16 protein-coding genes and 4 pseudogenes are annotated in these 16,516 nt (G+C 46.1%); 11 read left to right on the top strand and 9 right to left on the bottom strand.

Annotation, left to right across the window (positions count from 1 at the left end; all coding sequences use genetic code 11):
* Positions 1-7: 7 nt before the first annotated feature.
* Entirely contained in the window at positions 8-964 is a 957-nt protein-coding gene (locus WM46_RS12055) for a DUF6453 family protein (protein WP_102602371.1), read from the top strand.
* 10 nt (positions 965-974) lie between these two features.
* Positions 975-1,520 (top strand): annotated as a pseudogene (locus tag WM46_RS12050) (phage tail protein); the annotation flags it as partial.
* Between the two features lie 89 nt (positions 1,521-1,609).
* On the opposite strand, the gene WM46_RS12045 reads toward WM46_RS12050, so the two are convergent.
* The 4 genes from WM46_RS12045 to WM46_RS12030 all read right to left on the bottom strand — a co-directional run bounded on the left by WM46_RS12045 (position 1,610) and on the right by WM46_RS12030 (position 5,400).
* A protein-coding gene (locus tag WM46_RS12045) for an IS3 family transposase (protein WP_102601642.1) occupies positions 1,610-2,757 on the bottom strand; the annotation gives its coding sequence in 2 pieces (ribosomal slippage) (positions 1,610-2,520 and positions 2,520-2,757; 1,149 coding nt in all).
* A 155-nt stretch (positions 2,758-2,912) separates the two neighbouring features.
* The gene (locus WM46_RS12040; RefSeq protein ID WP_061076704.1) at positions 2,913-3,542 is read right to left on the bottom strand and encodes a helix-turn-helix domain-containing protein; all 630 of its coding nucleotides are present in this window, start codon (positions 3,540-3,542) and stop codon (positions 2,913-2,915) included.
* A 66-nt stretch (positions 3,543-3,608) separates the two neighbouring features.
* Positions 3,609-4,202 (bottom strand): winged helix-turn-helix transcriptional regulator, encoded by a 594-nt coding sequence (locus tag WM46_RS12035; protein ID WP_262360472.1) that lies wholly within the window; start codon positions 4,200-4,202, stop codon positions 3,609-3,611.
* A 35-nt stretch (positions 4,203-4,237) separates the two neighbouring features.
* Positions 4,238-5,400 (bottom strand): IS3 family transposase gene (locus WM46_RS12030; RefSeq protein WP_102602369.1). Its coding sequence is split into 2 segments (ribosomal slippage): positions 4,238-5,139 and positions 5,139-5,400, totalling 1,164 coding nucleotides; the frame shifts between segments, so codons are not numbered across the junction.
* Positions 5,401-5,968: 568 nt separating this feature from the next.
* Between WM46_RS12030 and WM46_RS12020 the strand changes: the two genes are divergently transcribed.
* The 7 genes from WM46_RS12020 to WM46_RS11995 all read left to right on the top strand — a co-directional run bounded on the left by WM46_RS12020 (position 5,969) and on the right by WM46_RS11995 (position 12,241).
* Positions 5,969-6,499, top strand: a complete 531-nt coding sequence (locus WM46_RS12020) for a fimbrial protein (RefSeq protein ID WP_061076706.1) — start codon at positions 5,969-5,971, stop codon at positions 6,497-6,499.
* 56 nt (positions 6,500-6,555) lie between these two features.
* Positions 6,556-7,233 carry a molecular chaperone gene (locus WM46_RS12015; protein ID WP_102602368.1) on the top strand — a complete coding sequence of 226 codons (678 nt, stop codon included), beginning with the start codon at positions 6,556-6,558 and terminating at the stop codon, positions 7,231-7,233.
* Positions 7,234-7,267: 34 nt separating this feature from the next.
* Positions 7,268-9,793 (top strand): fimbria/pilus outer membrane usher protein, encoded by a 2,526-nt coding sequence (locus WM46_RS12010; RefSeq protein ID WP_102602367.1) that lies wholly within the window; start codon positions 7,268-7,270, stop codon positions 9,791-9,793.
* 36 nt (positions 9,794-9,829) lie between these two features.
* Entirely contained in the window at positions 9,830-10,669 is an 840-nt protein-coding gene (locus tag WM46_RS12005; protein WP_262360471.1) for a fimbrial protein, read from the top strand.
* 15 nt (positions 10,670-10,684) lie between these two features.
* Entirely contained in the window at positions 10,685-10,837 is a 153-nt protein-coding gene (locus WM46_RS26835; RefSeq protein WP_410374630.1) for a fimbrial protein, read from the top strand.
* 10 nt (positions 10,838-10,847) lie between these two features.
* Positions 10,848-11,360 carry a fimbrial protein gene (locus WM46_RS12000; RefSeq protein WP_102602366.1) on the top strand — a complete coding sequence of 171 codons (513 nt, stop codon included), beginning with the start codon at positions 10,848-10,850 and terminating at the stop codon, positions 11,358-11,360.
* Between the two features lie 251 nt (positions 11,361-11,611).
* Entirely contained in the window at positions 11,612-12,241 is a 630-nt protein-coding gene (locus WM46_RS11995) for a LuxR C-terminal-related transcriptional regulator (RefSeq protein WP_102602365.1), read from the top strand.
* A 692-nt stretch (positions 12,242-12,933) separates the two neighbouring features.
* Here WM46_RS11995 and WM46_RS11990 read toward each other — a convergent pair.
* A complete protein-coding gene (locus tag WM46_RS11990; protein WP_102602364.1) occupies positions 12,934-13,206 on the bottom strand; it encodes a hypothetical protein in 273 nt (90 codons plus the stop codon).
* A 204-nt stretch (positions 13,207-13,410) separates the two neighbouring features.
* Positions 13,411-14,319 (bottom strand): SDR family oxidoreductase, encoded by a 909-nt coding sequence (locus tag WM46_RS11985; RefSeq protein ID WP_102602363.1) that lies wholly within the window; start codon positions 14,317-14,319, stop codon positions 13,411-13,413.
* A gap of 341 nt (positions 14,320-14,660) precedes the next feature.
* Here WM46_RS11985 and WM46_RS26510 point away from each other — a divergent pair.
* Both WM46_RS26510 and WM46_RS26620 read left to right on the top strand, forming a co-directional pair.
* Positions 14,661-14,756, top strand: a pseudogene (locus tag WM46_RS26510) (KGG domain-containing protein); the annotation flags it as partial.
* A 110-nt stretch (positions 14,757-14,866) separates the two neighbouring features.
* Positions 14,867-14,961, top strand: a pseudogene (locus WM46_RS26620) (hypothetical protein); the annotation flags it as partial.
* Positions 14,962-14,964: 3 nt separating this feature from the next.
* Here WM46_RS26620 and WM46_RS11980 read toward each other — a convergent pair.
* From WM46_RS11980 to WM46_RS11970, 3 genes and pseudogenes are all read right to left on the bottom strand, one after another.
* A pseudogene (locus tag WM46_RS11980) lies at positions 14,965-15,162 on the bottom strand (DUF421 domain-containing protein); the annotation flags it as partial.
* A gap of 158 nt (positions 15,163-15,320) precedes the next feature.
* The gene (locus WM46_RS11975) at positions 15,321-15,572 is read right to left on the bottom strand and encodes a DUF1471 domain-containing protein (RefSeq protein WP_102602362.1); all 252 of its coding nucleotides are present in this window, start codon (positions 15,570-15,572) and stop codon (positions 15,321-15,323) included.
* 141 nt (positions 15,573-15,713) lie between these two features.
* Complete coding sequence (locus WM46_RS11970) at positions 15,714-16,487, bottom strand: SDR family oxidoreductase (protein WP_102602361.1); 774 nt, start codon at positions 16,485-16,487, stop codon at positions 15,714-15,716.
* Positions 16,488-16,516: the final 29 nt, after the last annotated feature.

Below are 16,516 nucleotides of genomic sequence, written 5' to 3'. Positions count from 1 at the left end.
GTGAATTATGCCAGAAGGTATTCTGATTGATTATAACGATGGTCGCCCGGTGATGGCGATTACAGCGGGGCTTCGTGCCCCGTCGTATTGTGGCGCAACATCCGGGCAATATGGAGATGGTGGAGGTTCCAGTTACAGTGTCCCTGTTACCATGACTGCTGGTTCAGAGCTTGTCACCATTGCACGAAGGCCAGTTGTAATTCAGGATTTTACAAATCCTCCAAATATTTATTTTATGTCTTCCGTAACAAGGAATGGAAATTCATCGGTAAATATTAACTTTGGTAAAAAAGGATACAGGAATGGTGAGAAGGTTGATTTTGACGCAACATTTCTCGAAATTCTTCCTGCCGCTACATATAACGAAGGGATTCTGGTCGCCAGTTCAACAGATTTTACCGCTATTTCGAATCGTTCACTTTTGATGACCTGTGCTTATACAGGACGAATTACTGTAAACGGAAGCGCAGCGCTACCCGTCTCAGGTATTCCATTTGGCAAATGGGATAATCCAAATGTTTCTGTTGCATTTGACGGGACCAATATCATTGTACGGAGTATCTCTTATAGCGGAACGGATGATGTCACAGCATCCGTCACAATTGACCTTGCAATATTTAATCAGACTGCGCCGGTCGGTGGTGATGGCATCACTATGACAAATCCAGCAGGCCAGGTGACGTTTTCAACGCAAAAGCGACCAATGGTCTATGACCGTACCATTCAGATAACTGACTCCTTCCAGAGTATTGGTGGTGGGTACTGCCATCTTACCAATACCGGGACGCAAACCAGAATGGTTAACGGGGTCGCCAATGTGCGTACTAAAGGGATCGTCATGTCTGGTGGAAGCATACGTTCAGCATATAACCGTGTTTTCGGTAACTACAACGTTAGCGACTGGGATGCCACCTTTAACCAGAATATCAGCATGCCGCTTCTGATCCTTCCAAACATGTATTGAGGGCATATTCATGTCAGCAGGAACATTAACCCTGACCAATAACTCTGCTGCAGTTCCCGGTGTCGGAACTGCTTTTACTACCGAACTGGCAGCAGGTGACTTTATCGTAGTGACTGTCGGCGGTGTCCCTTACACACTTCCCGTCAGAGCGGTTCATAGCAACACAGCTCTGACGCTGGTCAGCAATTACACCGGTCCAACACAATCCGGTGCGGCCTGGTACGCTGTTCCTCGCGTGGCACTGAATATGGTCACGGCTGCGCTGGTTGCCCAGAGTGCGGAGGCGCTTCGCGGTATTAACTACGATAAACAGAACTGGCAGCAGATCTTCAGCGGCACCGGCACGATCACAGTGAAACTCCCTGATGGCACCACTTTCAGCGGACCAGCATGGAGAAGCCTTACAACATCCCTGAATGGAAAAGCCGATAAAGGCTCAAACAGCGATATCACTAGTTTATCGGGCCTTACGACTGCACTCAGTATTGAACAAGGCGGGACTGGAGCAAAATCATCATCAGGTGCTTTAAAGAACCTTGGCGTTGTAGGAAATGATGGGGTAATACCCGTGTCTCTTGGTGGGACTGGTGCGAGTAACTCTTTAACCGCCAGGGAGAAACTGTCAGCTGAATCGCCACGGATAATCTAGACACTTCCGAGCCGTTGATAATACTGGTTTTCATATTCTGTCGGTGACATCTGATCGCTGGAACCATGCCGACGCTTACTGTTATAAAACATTTCGATGTAATCAAAAATATCGCTGCGGGCTTCTTCCCGCGTTCCGTAGATCTTTTTCTTTATCCGTTCGCGTTTCAGCAACTGGAAAAAGCTTTCTGCAACCGCATTATCATGGCAGTTACCGCGACGGCTCATGCTGCCCTCCAGCCCGTGTGATTTCAGGAACGACTGCCACTCATGGCTTGTGTACTGACTGCCCTGATCCGAATGAACCAGCACCTGTTTTTGGGGATTACGCCGCCATACAGCCATTAGCAGAGCGTTCAGGACAATGTCCTTTGTCATCCGGGATTGCATGGACCAGCCGATAATTTTGCGTGAGAACAGATCAACCACCACGGCAAGATACAGCCAGCCTTCGTGGGTCCTGATGTAGGTTATGTCCGTTACCCAACGCTCATCCGGAGCATACGGATTGAACTGTCGCTGGAGCCTGTTGGGCGACACGATACTGGCCTCGCCTTTACGTGCCCGCGGGCTCCGGTATCCGACCTGAGCCTTTATCCCGACACGTTTCATCAGTCGCCAGACTCTGTTCACTCCGCACTGTTGCCCGCTGTCCCGCAGATCCAGATGGATTTTGCGATAACCATAGACGCATCCCGATTCCAGCCAGAACTGTTTAATCTGCCCTGTCAGTCTCAGGTCTGCCTGGTGGCGTTGTGAATGCGGCTGCTGAAGCCAGGCGTAAAAACCACTGGGATGTACATCCAGCACCCGACAGAGCAGGCGAACAGGCCAGCAACAGGTGTTGTCACGGATAAAGGCGTACCTCAGTCGGACAGCTTTGCGAAGTACGCCGCGGCTTTTTTTAATATGTCCCGTTCATCGGTAACCCGCTTCAGCTCTTTCTGGAGACGGCGGATCTCGGCCTGAGCATCTGACTGTTCTTTATTAGTGGAAGAATCCGGACCGTACTTCTTTATCCAGGCGTAAAGGCTGTGGGTGGTGATATCAAGACGTGTTGCAACGCTGGCAACAGAATAACCGCGATCAACAACCTGTTTGACTGCTTCAATTTTAAACTCTTCGGGATAACGCTTACCGCTCATGGGCACCTCTCTTTAAGCCATCTTAAATGACTCTGAGGTGTCTGTTAAACCAGTGGCGATTCAACTGCGGCGTCGATACGTACTCAATTTGCTGTGGCTAATGATCCTGGCAGCATTTTTACATCTCATCCCGTTGTTATCAGTTTTCTATTTTCTCAGTATCTGGCGGGAAGCTTGTGTATTTTAATGAGCCTACCTTCTTCCATTTCGATAAAACCACCCGTTCTTAAATCCGCCAGGATGCGCATGACGCCGCTGCGAGAAAGATGGGTTTTTTCGCGTATGTAGAGTTCTGCCGTGACTGCGGTACGATAACTCTCATCTTCTTCTATTAGCTTAAGTAACTGCTGACGAATCATCTCGTACGCAGTCGGAGCACCCTGAGGCATCACATTGTTGTAAAGTCGGGCATACACAAACATCAGCTGTTTTGAGAGAAGCCCCCATAACGACTTTTCTTTGATAATTTCGTTTACACGATCGGTGGAGATCTCGCCAATCACGCAGGAATTGACGGTTTTAATATAATCATCGAAGTAAATATCCGTCAGATTGGCAAGACCAAACAGAGCGGGACTGCGCGCAGTTGACAGCATCATATTATCCTTTCGGCGATAAATCGCCACGGTTCCCTCCAGGATGAGATAACACATTCCCTGACCATTCACTTGGAAATCCATCTGCTCCCCACGTTCTATTTTACGTAGAGTAGAATACGGCTGTAAGTGAGTAATCAGCTCTTGCGCATAGGGCGAACCTTTGTGAGGTTTTTCTGAAGAGGACATAACCGATAACCTTCATATTGACCTGTCTGATTATAGCGTTACTCCCTGTGCCATGCATCGCAATCGTCAATATTTACGGGGTAAATGGTTGATATCAAGTAGTACACCCCGTTCCATGGTGATGTACTTCCCGGTTCGCAGTTCTGCCAGAATACGCATGATACCGCTACGTGAAAGATAGGTTCGGCTTTTGATATAGGCCGCAGCCGTAATTGTTTGTCGTATCGCGTCAGGCTCTTGCATGAGTTCAACAAGCTGAAAGCGAATAATGTCATAGGCCGACATCTGCGATATTTGCGCACAATGCTCATACACGCGGGAGGCAGTGTAAATCAAGAGTTTCGAAAAATGCTCCCATAAATCCTGTTGTGCAACGATGTTATTAAAACAATCCAATGACACACGGGCTATCTCTGAAGTTTCCAGAGCTCTGACATAAAGATGTTCAGAGGAAAACTGACTGCTGACACCCAAAATAAACGGTGCCGATTCAGAGTTTAAAACAATACCATCGCCGCGGCGATGCAAGGCGACGCTACCTTGTAATAGCAAAAAACATTGCCGGATATCATCTTTATAATAATGCACAACATCACCTCTGCCGATCACTAATCTTTCTGCAACGGGTAACACATGTTTATTCAGTGTCTCTATATGCATGAATGGTGATCCTACCCACGTAATGTGGACACGCCCTAAGCGAGGATTTGGTTTTCGAACTGTTCCGGGCTAATACCACCGCAGGCACTGTGGCGACGCCAGCGATTGTAATCACACTCGATATAATTGAACACCGCCGCCCGCATTATTTCCCGGCTGGCAAAGCGTTCTCCGTGGATACATTCCACCTTCAGTGAGTGGAAGAAGCTTTCCGTGCACGCATTATCGTAGCAGTTGCCCCTGGCGCTCATGCTCCCGCGCAGGTTATGCCGCTTCAGCAGTGCCTGAAAGGCCGCTGAGCAGTATTGTCCGCCCCGGTCCGTATGCATAATTACGTTCTCCGGCCGTTTACGCCGCCACAACGCCATCTGCAACGCATCGCAGGCAAGCCGGGCCGTCATCCGCGATGACATCGACCAGCCGATGACGGCCCGCGACCAGAGGTCGATGACCACCGCCAGGTACAGCCAGCCCTCGTCGGTACGCAAGTAGGTTATGTCTCCCGACCACTTCTGGTTCGGGCCGCTGGCGTAAAAATCCTGCTTCAGCAGGTTCTCTGACACCGGCAGGCTATGTTCACGGTAGCTCACCGGGCTGAACCGGCGTGCGGCTTTCGCCCGTAACCCCTGACGGCGCAGGCTGGCAGCAATGGTTTTCACGTTGTACGCCAGGCCCTGCGCACGCAGCTCTTCTGCCAGACGGGGCGCACCGTAGCGCTGTTTTGCCTGGCCGAAAGCATTACTGACCGCGCTGTCGCAACCCTGCCGGAAACGCTGGCGGGCACTGATGACGCTGCGGCGCTTGCGCCAGGCATACCAACCGCTACGGGCCACGCACAGTACGCGGCACATGGCTTTAATGCTGAATTCAGCCTGGTGTTGTTCGATAAAGACATACTTCATTTCAGGCGCTTCGCGAAGTATGTCGCGGCCTTTTGGAGAATGGCCAGTTCCTCTGCCTGCTCAGCCAGCTGACGTTTGAGACGGGCATTTTCAGCCGCCAGTTCACTCTCGCGCTCAGAGGATGCGGTCTGATGCTGCTGCTTGCTGCGCCAGTTGTAGAGTTGCGACTCATACAGGCTGAGTTCGCGGGCGGCGGCAGCGACACCGATGCGTTCAGCGAGTTTCAGGGCTTCATCGCGGAATTCAGGCGAATGCTGCTTACGGGGTTTCTTACTGGTTGATACGGATTTTGTCATGTGAGCTACCTCTGGTTGAGAGTTTACTCACTTAGTCGCGTGTCCACTAATGGTGGGTAAGATCATGGTTTTAATTCCAGGGCGGATGATTTGTCATTGTTTTCCGTGGTCGTTAAGCGCGTGTTCATAAGAAACCTCAATTCCGCATGCATGATCATTTTTTGAACGGCATGAAGAATTATCTTAAAAATTAAGAATTCAAGGAATATTTGCACAAGGTCTAAAAGTAGACTTGGGAAAATTTGCGTTCTAACTTATTGATTTTTTGGTTCTTGATACGTAAGTCTAAAAATAGACTGGACGTTGCTGATGGGGAGAAACAAGAAATGAATGTTGAATATTCGTTAACGGAAAGTCTACAGCTAGACTGAGAAAACATTTGAGTTTAAGAAAATGATTAGATAAATTTTAACCAGTCAGCTGAACAGTTCAGTATTTTCCCGTAATTAATTATGGTTGGCATGCTGCACTCTAAAAATAAAGTCACTGGCACAAAAGGGTGTAACTCCCACAGGAAGCCTATTGTCAAAAAATGGGTAGTAAACAAAGTTAATAAGGAAACAGAGTGATGAAAAAAAATCTTTTTTTAGTGGCACTAACTACAATCGCAGCGCTGTCTATGTCTCACGTTTATGCTGCCGCTGGCACCGTTAATTTCGTCGGCAACATTCTGGATAATGCCTGTGAAGTCGATGTGGCTTCGAAAAATCAGGAAGTAAATCTGGGTAACTTTTATAAAAGTGAATTCCCGGATAGCGGCACAAAAGCGGCTGCGAAGGATTTTAATATTGTTCTGAAAAACTGTCCGGTCACGGTTTCGTCTACAAAAGTGCGCTTTGATGGTACACCGGATCTGACGAATCCTAACTTGCTGGCTATTGATACATCAACATCGAGTGCGGCATCGGGGGTGGCGATTAATCTGATGACTGCAGATAAAGCCGATCTGCCTTTGCACGGCGAAAACAGCTATAGCTACATACTTAGCAGTACGCAAGACAATACGTTGAAATTCTATGCGCAATATATTTCTACCACCACATCGGTAACGCCGGGTACGGCAAACTCCGTTGCTAACTTCTCCGTTGTGTATAACTAGTTTCTTGTTCAGAAAACAGATGGGGCTGGTACGGCCCCATCTTTTAGAGGTGTAAAATGAATTTTCTTCGCAACATATTACTTACCGCCGCGATATTGAGCGCCGGTTTATCTGTTGCCCAGGCTGGTGTGATTATTGGTGGGACTCGCGTTATTTTTGATGGTAATAAAAAAGAGGCCTCTATTAACGTTAACAATCCAGATGACATGCCATATCTTATCCAGTCATGGATCGAAACGCCTAATGGTGGTATAGAGAAGGCTCCTTTTATTATTACACCGCCTTTGTACCGTCTGAATAATGGACAACAAAATGTCGAGCGTATTGTGGTAACCGGAGCATTACCTCAGGATAAAGAGAGCCTGTTCTGGCTCAACATAAAAGCTATACCTTCTTCGTCTAAAGTCGACAATACATTGCAAATTGCCGTTAAGACTAGAATTAAGCTTATCTACCGGCCAGCTGTGATGAAAGGCACACTTCCGGAAGAGCAGGCTGATAAATTACGCTGGCAACAGATAGGACAGAAAATACAGGTAAATAATCCGACACAACATGTGATTAATTTTAATGAGATTTCAGTGGCGGGTAATAAATTGCTTGATGTCAGTTATGTATTACCCGGCGGTACGGCGACATTCGACTTACCTTCCGGGATAACAAAGGGGACAGTTGTATTCAAAATTATCAATGATTATGGCAGTCCAGGCGCAGAACACAAGGCCAGTCTGTAGAAAGGTAAAAACAAACTGAGTGGGATTTAGGATAATGGCTAAGGATTCTATAAAAGAACGACCTGCTCGGTTGATATTATTGATAACTGTCGTGCTCTTCGGTAATGCACAAAATAGTTATAGTCGCGATTTTTTTAACCCAGAATTGGTTGAGCTGGATAATCCAGGGACAGTGAAAGTCGATCTTTCAGGGTTTGAGTCTGGCGCACAGGCACCAGGGAATTATCATGTTGATGTTGTACTGGATGATCAGTTAGTCGATACCCGCGATATTACGTTTATATTAATGAAAGAGCTTAATGGCGATGAAAAATTAGAACCCTGCTTAACCATTGAGCAATTACAAAACTGGGGGGTAAAGACAGGACTTTTTCCCGGTTTGAAGGGCGATACATCCTGTGCAAATCTATACGCCATTCCTCACGCTAGTGCGGATTTCCAGTTTGCCATGCAGCGCCTGGTATTGAGCATTCCGCAGGCGGCAATATCAGCGCAAGCTCGAGGGTCGGTGCCGTCCGAACACTGGGATGAAGGCATTAGCGCCGCTATGCTCAACTACACTCTGAGTGGGGCGAACAACTGGGCAAAAAATAACAGCAGCAACAGCGATAGCCAGTATGCCAACCTTCGTCCGGGAGTGAACATTGGTCCCTGGCGGTTACGAAATTACACTACCTGGTCGCGAGATTCGCAGGGACACGATGCCTGGGATACGGTTTACACTTACGCCCAACGCACGATAATTCCGTTGAAATCGCAGCTCACGCTGGGGGACAGTTCTGCCCCGGCAGATGTTTTCGACAGCATACCTTTCCGGGGAGCTCAACTTGCTTCCGATGATGACATGCTGCCTGACTCTCTCAAGGGCTATGCCCCAGTGGTGCGCGGCATAGCCAGAACCAATGCTCAGGTGCTTATTCGTCAGAATGGCTATCAGATTTACCAGAGCTTTGTGGCACCAGGCGCTTTTGAAATTAAGGACATGTATCCTACCGGCGGCGCCGGAGATCTTGATGTCACCATTAAAGAGGCTGATGGCAGTGAACAACACTTTAGCGTGCCGTTTGCCTCACTTCCCGTATTGCAGCGTGAAGGGCGAATAAAATATGCGTTAACAGGTGGTCAATATCGTTCCTATAACAGCAGTGTGGATAAAACACCTTTTGGTCAGATTAGCGGTATTCTCGGCTTGCCCTATGGTTTTACGTTTTATGGCGGATTGCAGGAATCGAGGAAGTATCAGGCTCTCGCTGCGGGTGTGGGTAAGAATATGGGCGACTTCGGCGCTATCTCCACCGATATAACCCAGGGCTGGTCCACGCCACAAAATATGCCAAAATCAAACGGTCAATCCTGGCGGGCACGATACAGTAAAAACTTTGCTACAACTGGCACCAACTTTGCAATCGCAGGCTACCGCTATTCCACCAACGGCTACTATGGCATGCAGGAGGTCCTTGATTCTTATGGTGACAGTCATGCGCTTCAGGATCGACGTCGCAATCGTGCTGAGCTGACGCTGAGCCAGGGGTTGGGAGATAGCCTGGGTTCTTTGATGCTGAGCGTCGCGCGTGAAGATTACTGGGACTCCGGTAAGACGATGGAATCCTGGAGCGTTGGGTATAACAACTACTGGCGTAGTATTAGTTACGGTCTGACCTGGACCCTGAGTAAGAATGCTAGCGCGGGCACGCACAGCGCTCACCAGAACTACGATAAAGACCAGATGCTGGCACTGAATATCAGCATCCCCCTGGAAAAGCTTTTGCCGCAGACATGGGCAAACTATGGCATGAATGCCAGCAAGCGTAATGGCACGACACACAGCGTTGGGATGAATGGTGTGGCTTTGCCGAATAACGTTTTTAACTGGAATGTTCAGCAGGGTTATGGCACTAACGGGGTGGGTTATACCGGCAACATGAACGGTGACTATAAAGGCACCTATGGTGAGTTAACGGCCGGATACAGCTATGACAAAAATATCGATCGTCTTAATTACGGGCTTCAGGGGGGCGTTGTCGCTCATGCAAATGGCGTGACGTTCTCTCAACCGCTGGGAGAAACTAACGTCCTGATTGCCGCCCCAGGGGCTTCCGGTGTTGGCATCCATAATATGAGTGGGGCTACAACAGATTATCGAGGATATACCCTTGCCTCGAATTTAATGCCTTACCGCAAAAATGATGTGTCATTAATCACCGAGTCATTGCCGGCTAACGTTGAGTTTGAACAAACGGTCAAAACCGTGGTGCCTACCCGTGGAGCCATCGTCAGGGCGAACTATCTGGCAAGTGTGGGTGCTCGCATGTTGATGACTTTGACCCAGAGAAACGGTCATTTCGTGCCGTTCGGCGCAATAGTCAGCATTGAAGGTGCAAAGCATAGCGGCTTTATTGTTGGCAATAATGGTCAGGTGTACTTAACGGGACTGGATCCGAAAGTAAACCTGACTGTGAAATGGGGAAATCAATCCGAAAACACTTGCAATGTACATTACTCTATAAACATGATGAAGCAGAATAACGATGTGATTCTGGATAATGCGATTTGCCGTTAACGTCAAAATGAAACTATTTAAATCAGGTGTGTAGATATGCGAATTATCAGTTTTGCATTCTTAATGCTAAGCATGTTATTTCCACTAAGTGGATTCTGCTGTAACTATAATTATATCGGATCTCCATATTCAGTAGATTATGGCAATATTATTGTTCAGCGGGATATCTCTATTGGGCAAGCGATCAGTAATGAGATATATGGCTCCTTAACGCATGCTTATACCTGCGTTGCAACCGCAGATGAAGGATCAAGTGCAGGGATGAGAAGTGGTGTTTTACCCTATTTCGCAACATACGGAACTCGGCGTATTTATAAAACGAATTTGCCTGGGGTAGGTGTTTCTTTAGGCTTTTATAAAAACACTAAAGCAGGCCAGGCAACTTATTCTAGCACTAACTTTATTGGCGGTGATAATTATTCAACATTCAGTTGGTCATCTAACTCTGGCAATCTTGCTATTAATGACTTTCAGCCGATTATACAATTCTGGAAGATTGGTGATATTACATCTGGCTCGGTGACCGGGCAATTGGCATCGTTTGTGGCCTTTACGATGCAATATCGAGGTGGAGAAATTGCGCCTGAAATTCCCGTGAATGCGGGAACTGGATCTATCACTCAGGTGGCGTGCTCAGTAAAAACATCGAATATTTTGTTTGAAATGGGTGATGTTTTAGTTAGCCAGTTTGGTTCTGCAGTGGGAACAATGCCAGTTGATGCACAGAAGACGCAAAATTTAATTCTGGATTGTGATCCCGGAGCCAATATTAACGTTATGCTAACCGGGATACAAAATCCAGATGTCAGTGATAACACCGTGCTTGCATTAACAGGTCAGGGAAGTGTAGGGGTCGCGAGTGGGGTTGGCATATAGCTTGTTTACAATAATATCCCCTTAATTCCTGGAAATAACCTTGTTTTGAAGAGAACAAATGGTGGCCAGGAGATGTTCCCGTTAACCGCACGTTATTATCAGACAAAAACTACGGTAACAACGGGGATTGCGAATGCTTCCGCAACGCTGAGTCTGACCTATCAATAAGGACTGTTAAATGAATATTAACAACTTTGTTATGCTTCTGATTTGCGCCATTTCATTACCAGCGCTGTCGGCAGATAATGTGGATATAAAGGTCAAAGGTCGCATTATCGCATCACCGTGTATTTTTAATGGTGGAAATTCGAATATGAATATCGATCTTGGTAATATACAGGCAACAAATATGTTCACACCTGGGTCATCTTCTGAACCGGTCTCTTTTAACCTGTTATTTACCCGTTGCCCACAGGGTACGCTGAGCGTGATGACCGGTTTTACCGGAACGCCTGACCCGGAGGCTGGTGAACATTATTACCAAAATAATGGCACGGCAACTCGCGTGGCTATCGCGATATCTGATGCCACCACAGGTCTGTTAATGGGTAGCGGATCCCATATCTCGCAAAATATTGCAGCAGACAGAACGGCGACCATTCCCATGAAAGCCATGGTCACATCGGTGGCTGGAAGGCCAACACCTGGGACCATTCGCGCAGTCGTCGTTTTGACAATGCAATACAATTGACAGGCTGCTGATTGAAAAAAGATATAGACGTGTTATTTGTCATCCCTTAAAGGGAGCATTCTTTTAGTATTGCAGGGTTCTTTTATACGGGCTTTTACATCGCTGCCTGGGAACAGAGTAATAACTCCCGGCGAAGATTGAATGCTATGCTGTTGCCAATTTTTAATTCCACGGGGCGATATAACAAGAAGCTCGTCTGTTGAGAAAAAGACCTATCTATAGAGAAATTTAATTATATATTGGTATAGTAAATGATTAATATTGTTATAAAAGAGTTAGATGCATTTTTTCAGAGTGGATTGACCTGGTTTTTCAGTGACTTCTTTTCTCATAAGAATATAAAAATTGATTTCAATTATAACTTCACATCAGAAAGCGTGAAGGTAGCTGATGTCATTGTGCTTGCATTATGTCCTGGAGAGTGCTTTATCTGCTGCCCTGAATTACAGGAGCGTAAAAAGGGAGTTGTGATTGGCTTTGTTGATAATGATAAGCGCGTCTCAGCTCTGCCTCCTTGTTTTCAGGATGTTATTTTTATTTCTCGTCGGGCCTCCGTGACACAGTTACGTTCGGCATTGAATGCTGACTGGCACAAGATGCGGCAGGAAGGTTATCGTCAGTCATCCGTTTCATGTTATGACTGTCAGCAAAAAACACTATCACCTCAGCAGGTCCGCAGCATGATTTGTTTATATAAGGGTATGTCAGTTATGCAAATTGCAGACGAATTGATGATCAGTGAAAAAACGGTATTCACTCATAAATACAAGATTATGCAAAGATTTAATTTACGTAGCGATTATGAGTTAATGCAACTACTCAATAAAATGGCAGAAAAGAGTGATTGGCCGAATGTTTTTCATAAATATATAAAGCAATAATATCGAGGGATGATAGCCTATCGCTTCGTTTCGTGTTCAGCGCTGTAATGATTACCATCTTATGATCTTATGATCTTATGATCTTATGATCTTATGATCTTATGATCTTATGATCTTATTCTTAATGGCTATCGGCGAAAAGAATAGACTTAACAGCTTTGATAAAACGCTCATTAATAGAGTAGAACATCCTCATGCCGATGTCGCAGTCGATTTCCGGGGAAGAGACATCTGAAGTTGTTTATGTCGTATTGACCGCACGATGAATAAGGAAGTTTACCAGCACAGGATGTAATGAGGCCTGCAAAGCAGAGACTGCTATATATCATCTGGATAGCTTACTCCAGGTCCTCGCTCATCATTGCAGTCAGAAACGCCACATTATTGACTGTGTCGCTGTAGCAGATTAATCAGGGGTAGGCAGAATTACTTTTCTGTCGTGGTGCGCAGAATGGCTGTTATTTAGTACGGAATGTTAACGCTGATACGGTTGAATAAAATAACCGGAAGACACGGGATTAAGTCACTATTACAGTACTGGCGCTGAACAGGACCGCCGTAGTACCCCGTCTGATAGTGGTTACGCCTCAGCCATGGAGGCCCGTAACATGAACTGTCCAACTTAATTGAGTCATTCCAGAATGCGATCCCCTTAAGAGGATATTCCGTTTATCCTCTTGGGTAGCTTTGCATTAGTTAAGCTCGTGTTGGGTAGCCGAGAGTAAATTCAATATTCTCTCCGTAAGTTTATCCTCATAACCTTCCTCTACTGGGTGATTGAACTTTACAAGAGGAGCAGAACTTCTGGTTTGCTCATATGATCTCTCAAGTAAACCCGGTTCACCACTCATGGTGTTTATCACCGTAGATAAAACGTTAATAGCAACCTTTGATGCGTGAAGATCGAGGTTCAGATCATTGATATTTTTCTCAAGGATTTCAATGCGTTCATTTAAGTCAGCCATTTAATCTCCTGGGTGTCAGGTAAAAGACAGTACTAAAGTGGAATACGTCATACACCTACTCTATTCTAGTCCTAAACGAATTAGGGTGAGCTCTATGTCGGATATCTCCTAATCAGATATTTATGAACAGAACGGCTCTCGACTTCGCAAACTAAGGTATGGAACTGTACCTGTTCTGTTGCGGTTCATTCTTATAAACACATGTTATAACGTCCCGGTCCCACCGTCAGAACACCAGACTTGCCCGGACGTATAGCTGTTCTCCGCGGAAGCCAGGGTGACATAAAGTGGCGCAATTTCTGCGGGCTGACCCGGCCGACCGAGCGGTGAATTGGCACCAAATTGCTCAATTTTCTCCTGTGGCTGGCCGCCACAACATTGTAGAACCGTCCAGTAGGGACCTGGAGCAACGGCATTTACCCGGATCCCTTTCGGTGCCAGTTGTTTTGCAAGCGATTTTGTAAAAGCAACGATCGCTGCTTTGGTCTGAGCATAATCCAGCAGGATTTCGCTGGGCTCGTAAGCTTGCACTGACGAGGTGTTGATAATCACTCCCCCTGATGGCAAGTGGCGGACTGCCGCTTTAGTAATCCAGAATATCGAATAGACATTGGTCTTGAAGGTTGCATCAAAGGCATCAGTTGTGAGCTCTTCAATCGATTCACAGAATTGCTGGCGCCCCGCGTTGTTGACCAGTACATCAAGCCCACCTAAGGACTCAACCGCCTGACTAACCAGGTGTTGGCAAAACAATTCCTCACGAATATCACCAGGGATCGCCACGACATTTCTTCCTGCTTTTTTTATCAGATCGACGACCTCACGAGCATCCTCTTCTTCATCAGGCAGGTAGTTGATAGCGACATCCGCACCTTCACGCGCATACGCAATAGCAACTGCACGACCAATACCTGAATCACCACCGGTAATTAACACTTTTCTGCCAGTAAGCCGACCGCTTCCGTGATAGCTTTCTTCACCGTGATCGGGACGTGGTTGCATTTTTCCGGCAAGCCCCGGAAAGGGTTGTTTTTGGTGTGGAAAAGGCGGAGCAGGAAAGCGCTCTGTATTTTTCATAATAGCCCCCTGTTTTTCATTATATTTATTAGCCATTCAATCACCTCTCTCTATTTTTCTGACAAGAATCAATAAGCGTAGAACAAATTTAACGACTTGTATCTTAATAATGCCTTGTATGAGATTAATCCTGGGTTGAGTGGGGTTTTATTATTCTTAGAGTAGTCATGGGGTGACTTTTCGTTAATGTTATGGTAGATGAAAAATAAACAAAGAGGTGGTTTTATAATATGTTGAAAAATAACAATGGTAAAAAATGGGTGCGGGTATTAAATTTGACTAAGTCAGAATTAATGCTAGCGTTAAGCACTGAACAACGACAGGTACGAATACATTTTTGTATCTGACTGACATAGCCGATATGTATGAGGTGATATATGGCAGAGCATCGTGGTGGTTCCAGTCATTTCGCTGAAGACCGAGATAAGCCGTCTGAAGCAGATCGCAAAGGTGGCCAGCACAGTGGTGGCCATAAATCTGACAATTCCTGATTATTAGCTCCAGTCTCATCCTTTAATAAAAAGAGTGTCCTGCGGGTCTGTTTTAGACTCGCAGATATTTCTATAATCCAGAGGGTATTCTTATGAATATGAAAAGTATTGAAGATGTATTTATTCACCTGCTTTCAGATATCACAGTGCTGAAAAACAATTTACGCATGGACTGATTAAACTTGCTTGCCACCAGAGAGACTATTGTGAGCATCGCCCCCGTAACGGAAAAATCATTGCTCAGTAATGCCTGTTGTGTTGCTTCGCTAATAATCAACAATAAAATCAGGTCGAAACTGGTCATTTGTAATAACGCCCGGCGTCCAACGATATTAAACTTGACCAGTAAAATAAAATACATGGCTAAGGTTCTCAGTACCATCTCCATACTGACTCCTACGGATAAATAAACTGCCTGAAAAGCGGCTTATGTAAGTTTGAATCAATCCATAAGAGTTATATTACTGATGATGTCTTCTGTGCTGAATATAAATCGACGCGCATGATATAGGGCCTATGACATCTCCTTTTTGAGATGCTGATTATTTACCTATAGATCTCCGCAACCCCATGCAGTCTGTTATTTCCTGTTGTCGACAGGATTTTGAATGACGTTGCCCCTTGCTCATCAGCCTTACGAGAGAGCGCATTCGATAACTCATCAAGCGTATAGGCATTGCTGGCTGAGACTACACCCATCTTTTCTTTCCCGTCTGGATGGTTAATTTCCTGAGCAGCAGAGGCGGCATTCACTGAAATAAACCCCATGACCAATGCAGTAATCAGTAGTGCTTTCATATTTAATACCTCTTTTAAAATCTATGTATGAAACTGGACTCGTATCAGGGGAACTCTCCCCGTCTGTATATGTAAATATACAGATCTAATCTGTCATGAGGCTGACCGCTATATGACAAAATTGTCAGGGTGGTAGATTGGTTAATTTTTTGAATACAAATTCAGCTCGTTAATAATGCACTCAGGTTCTTCACGCAGAGGCATATTGTCTACGTCCAGAACCCCATCATTTTTTTGTGGATCATCAGACTGCAGGTCTGCAAACAGTGGGGTAAGATCCTGCTGTGCTTCACCTCGCTCAGCTACCAGCTCGAACGTTTTATTTTTTGCCTCGTCGTTGGTCAGGGCACTGACCAGAACCTGGGCGATTTGCTCCCGGGATATCACACCATCTTCCGGTGTTCCTGCATGGCGACGATCCCCCTGAAGCATAACGATTCTGTGTTCATCATCATTGTTGTAATCAAACCAGCCTGGCCTGACAATGGTATAATGGTGACCACTGGCCCTGACCAGACGCTCAGCACGTCTTTTCCAGTCATGTACCTCAGTGCGTTGATTCCAGGTGCTGAGCCGTTCAGTCACGCCAATCGTGGTCATCAGGCTGATATGAACAGGCGTATCCCTGAATATTCGTAAAATATTACGCACTCCGCCGTAATCGATCGCTCTGGCACCAATACGACCCTGACCATCGGAACCGAGCGTGAAGATGATGGCATCAATATCTTTCGGAAAATCGGTGAGTGTTTCAGGCATTGAAACATCGCCGTAAAAAACATCCGTTCCACGAGGAAGCAATTTTACTTTGTGTTTATTTCTGACCAGCGCCACGGGCTGATGACCCATTTCAATAGCGGTATTCACGACATGAAGACCAATACTTCCGGTCGCGCCTGCAACGAGTATTTTCATGATAAACCTTCTGATATTTCTGACTTATT

Source organism: Citrobacter freundii complex sp. CFNIH2 (genome assembly GCF_002880615.1).
Taxonomy (GTDB): Bacteria; Pseudomonadota; Gammaproteobacteria; order Enterobacterales; family Enterobacteriaceae; genus Citrobacter_A; species Citrobacter_A amalonaticus_F.
The sequence above is the reverse complement of the archived record's forward strand: the minus strand, read 5'-3'. Positions and strand labels throughout refer to the sequence as shown.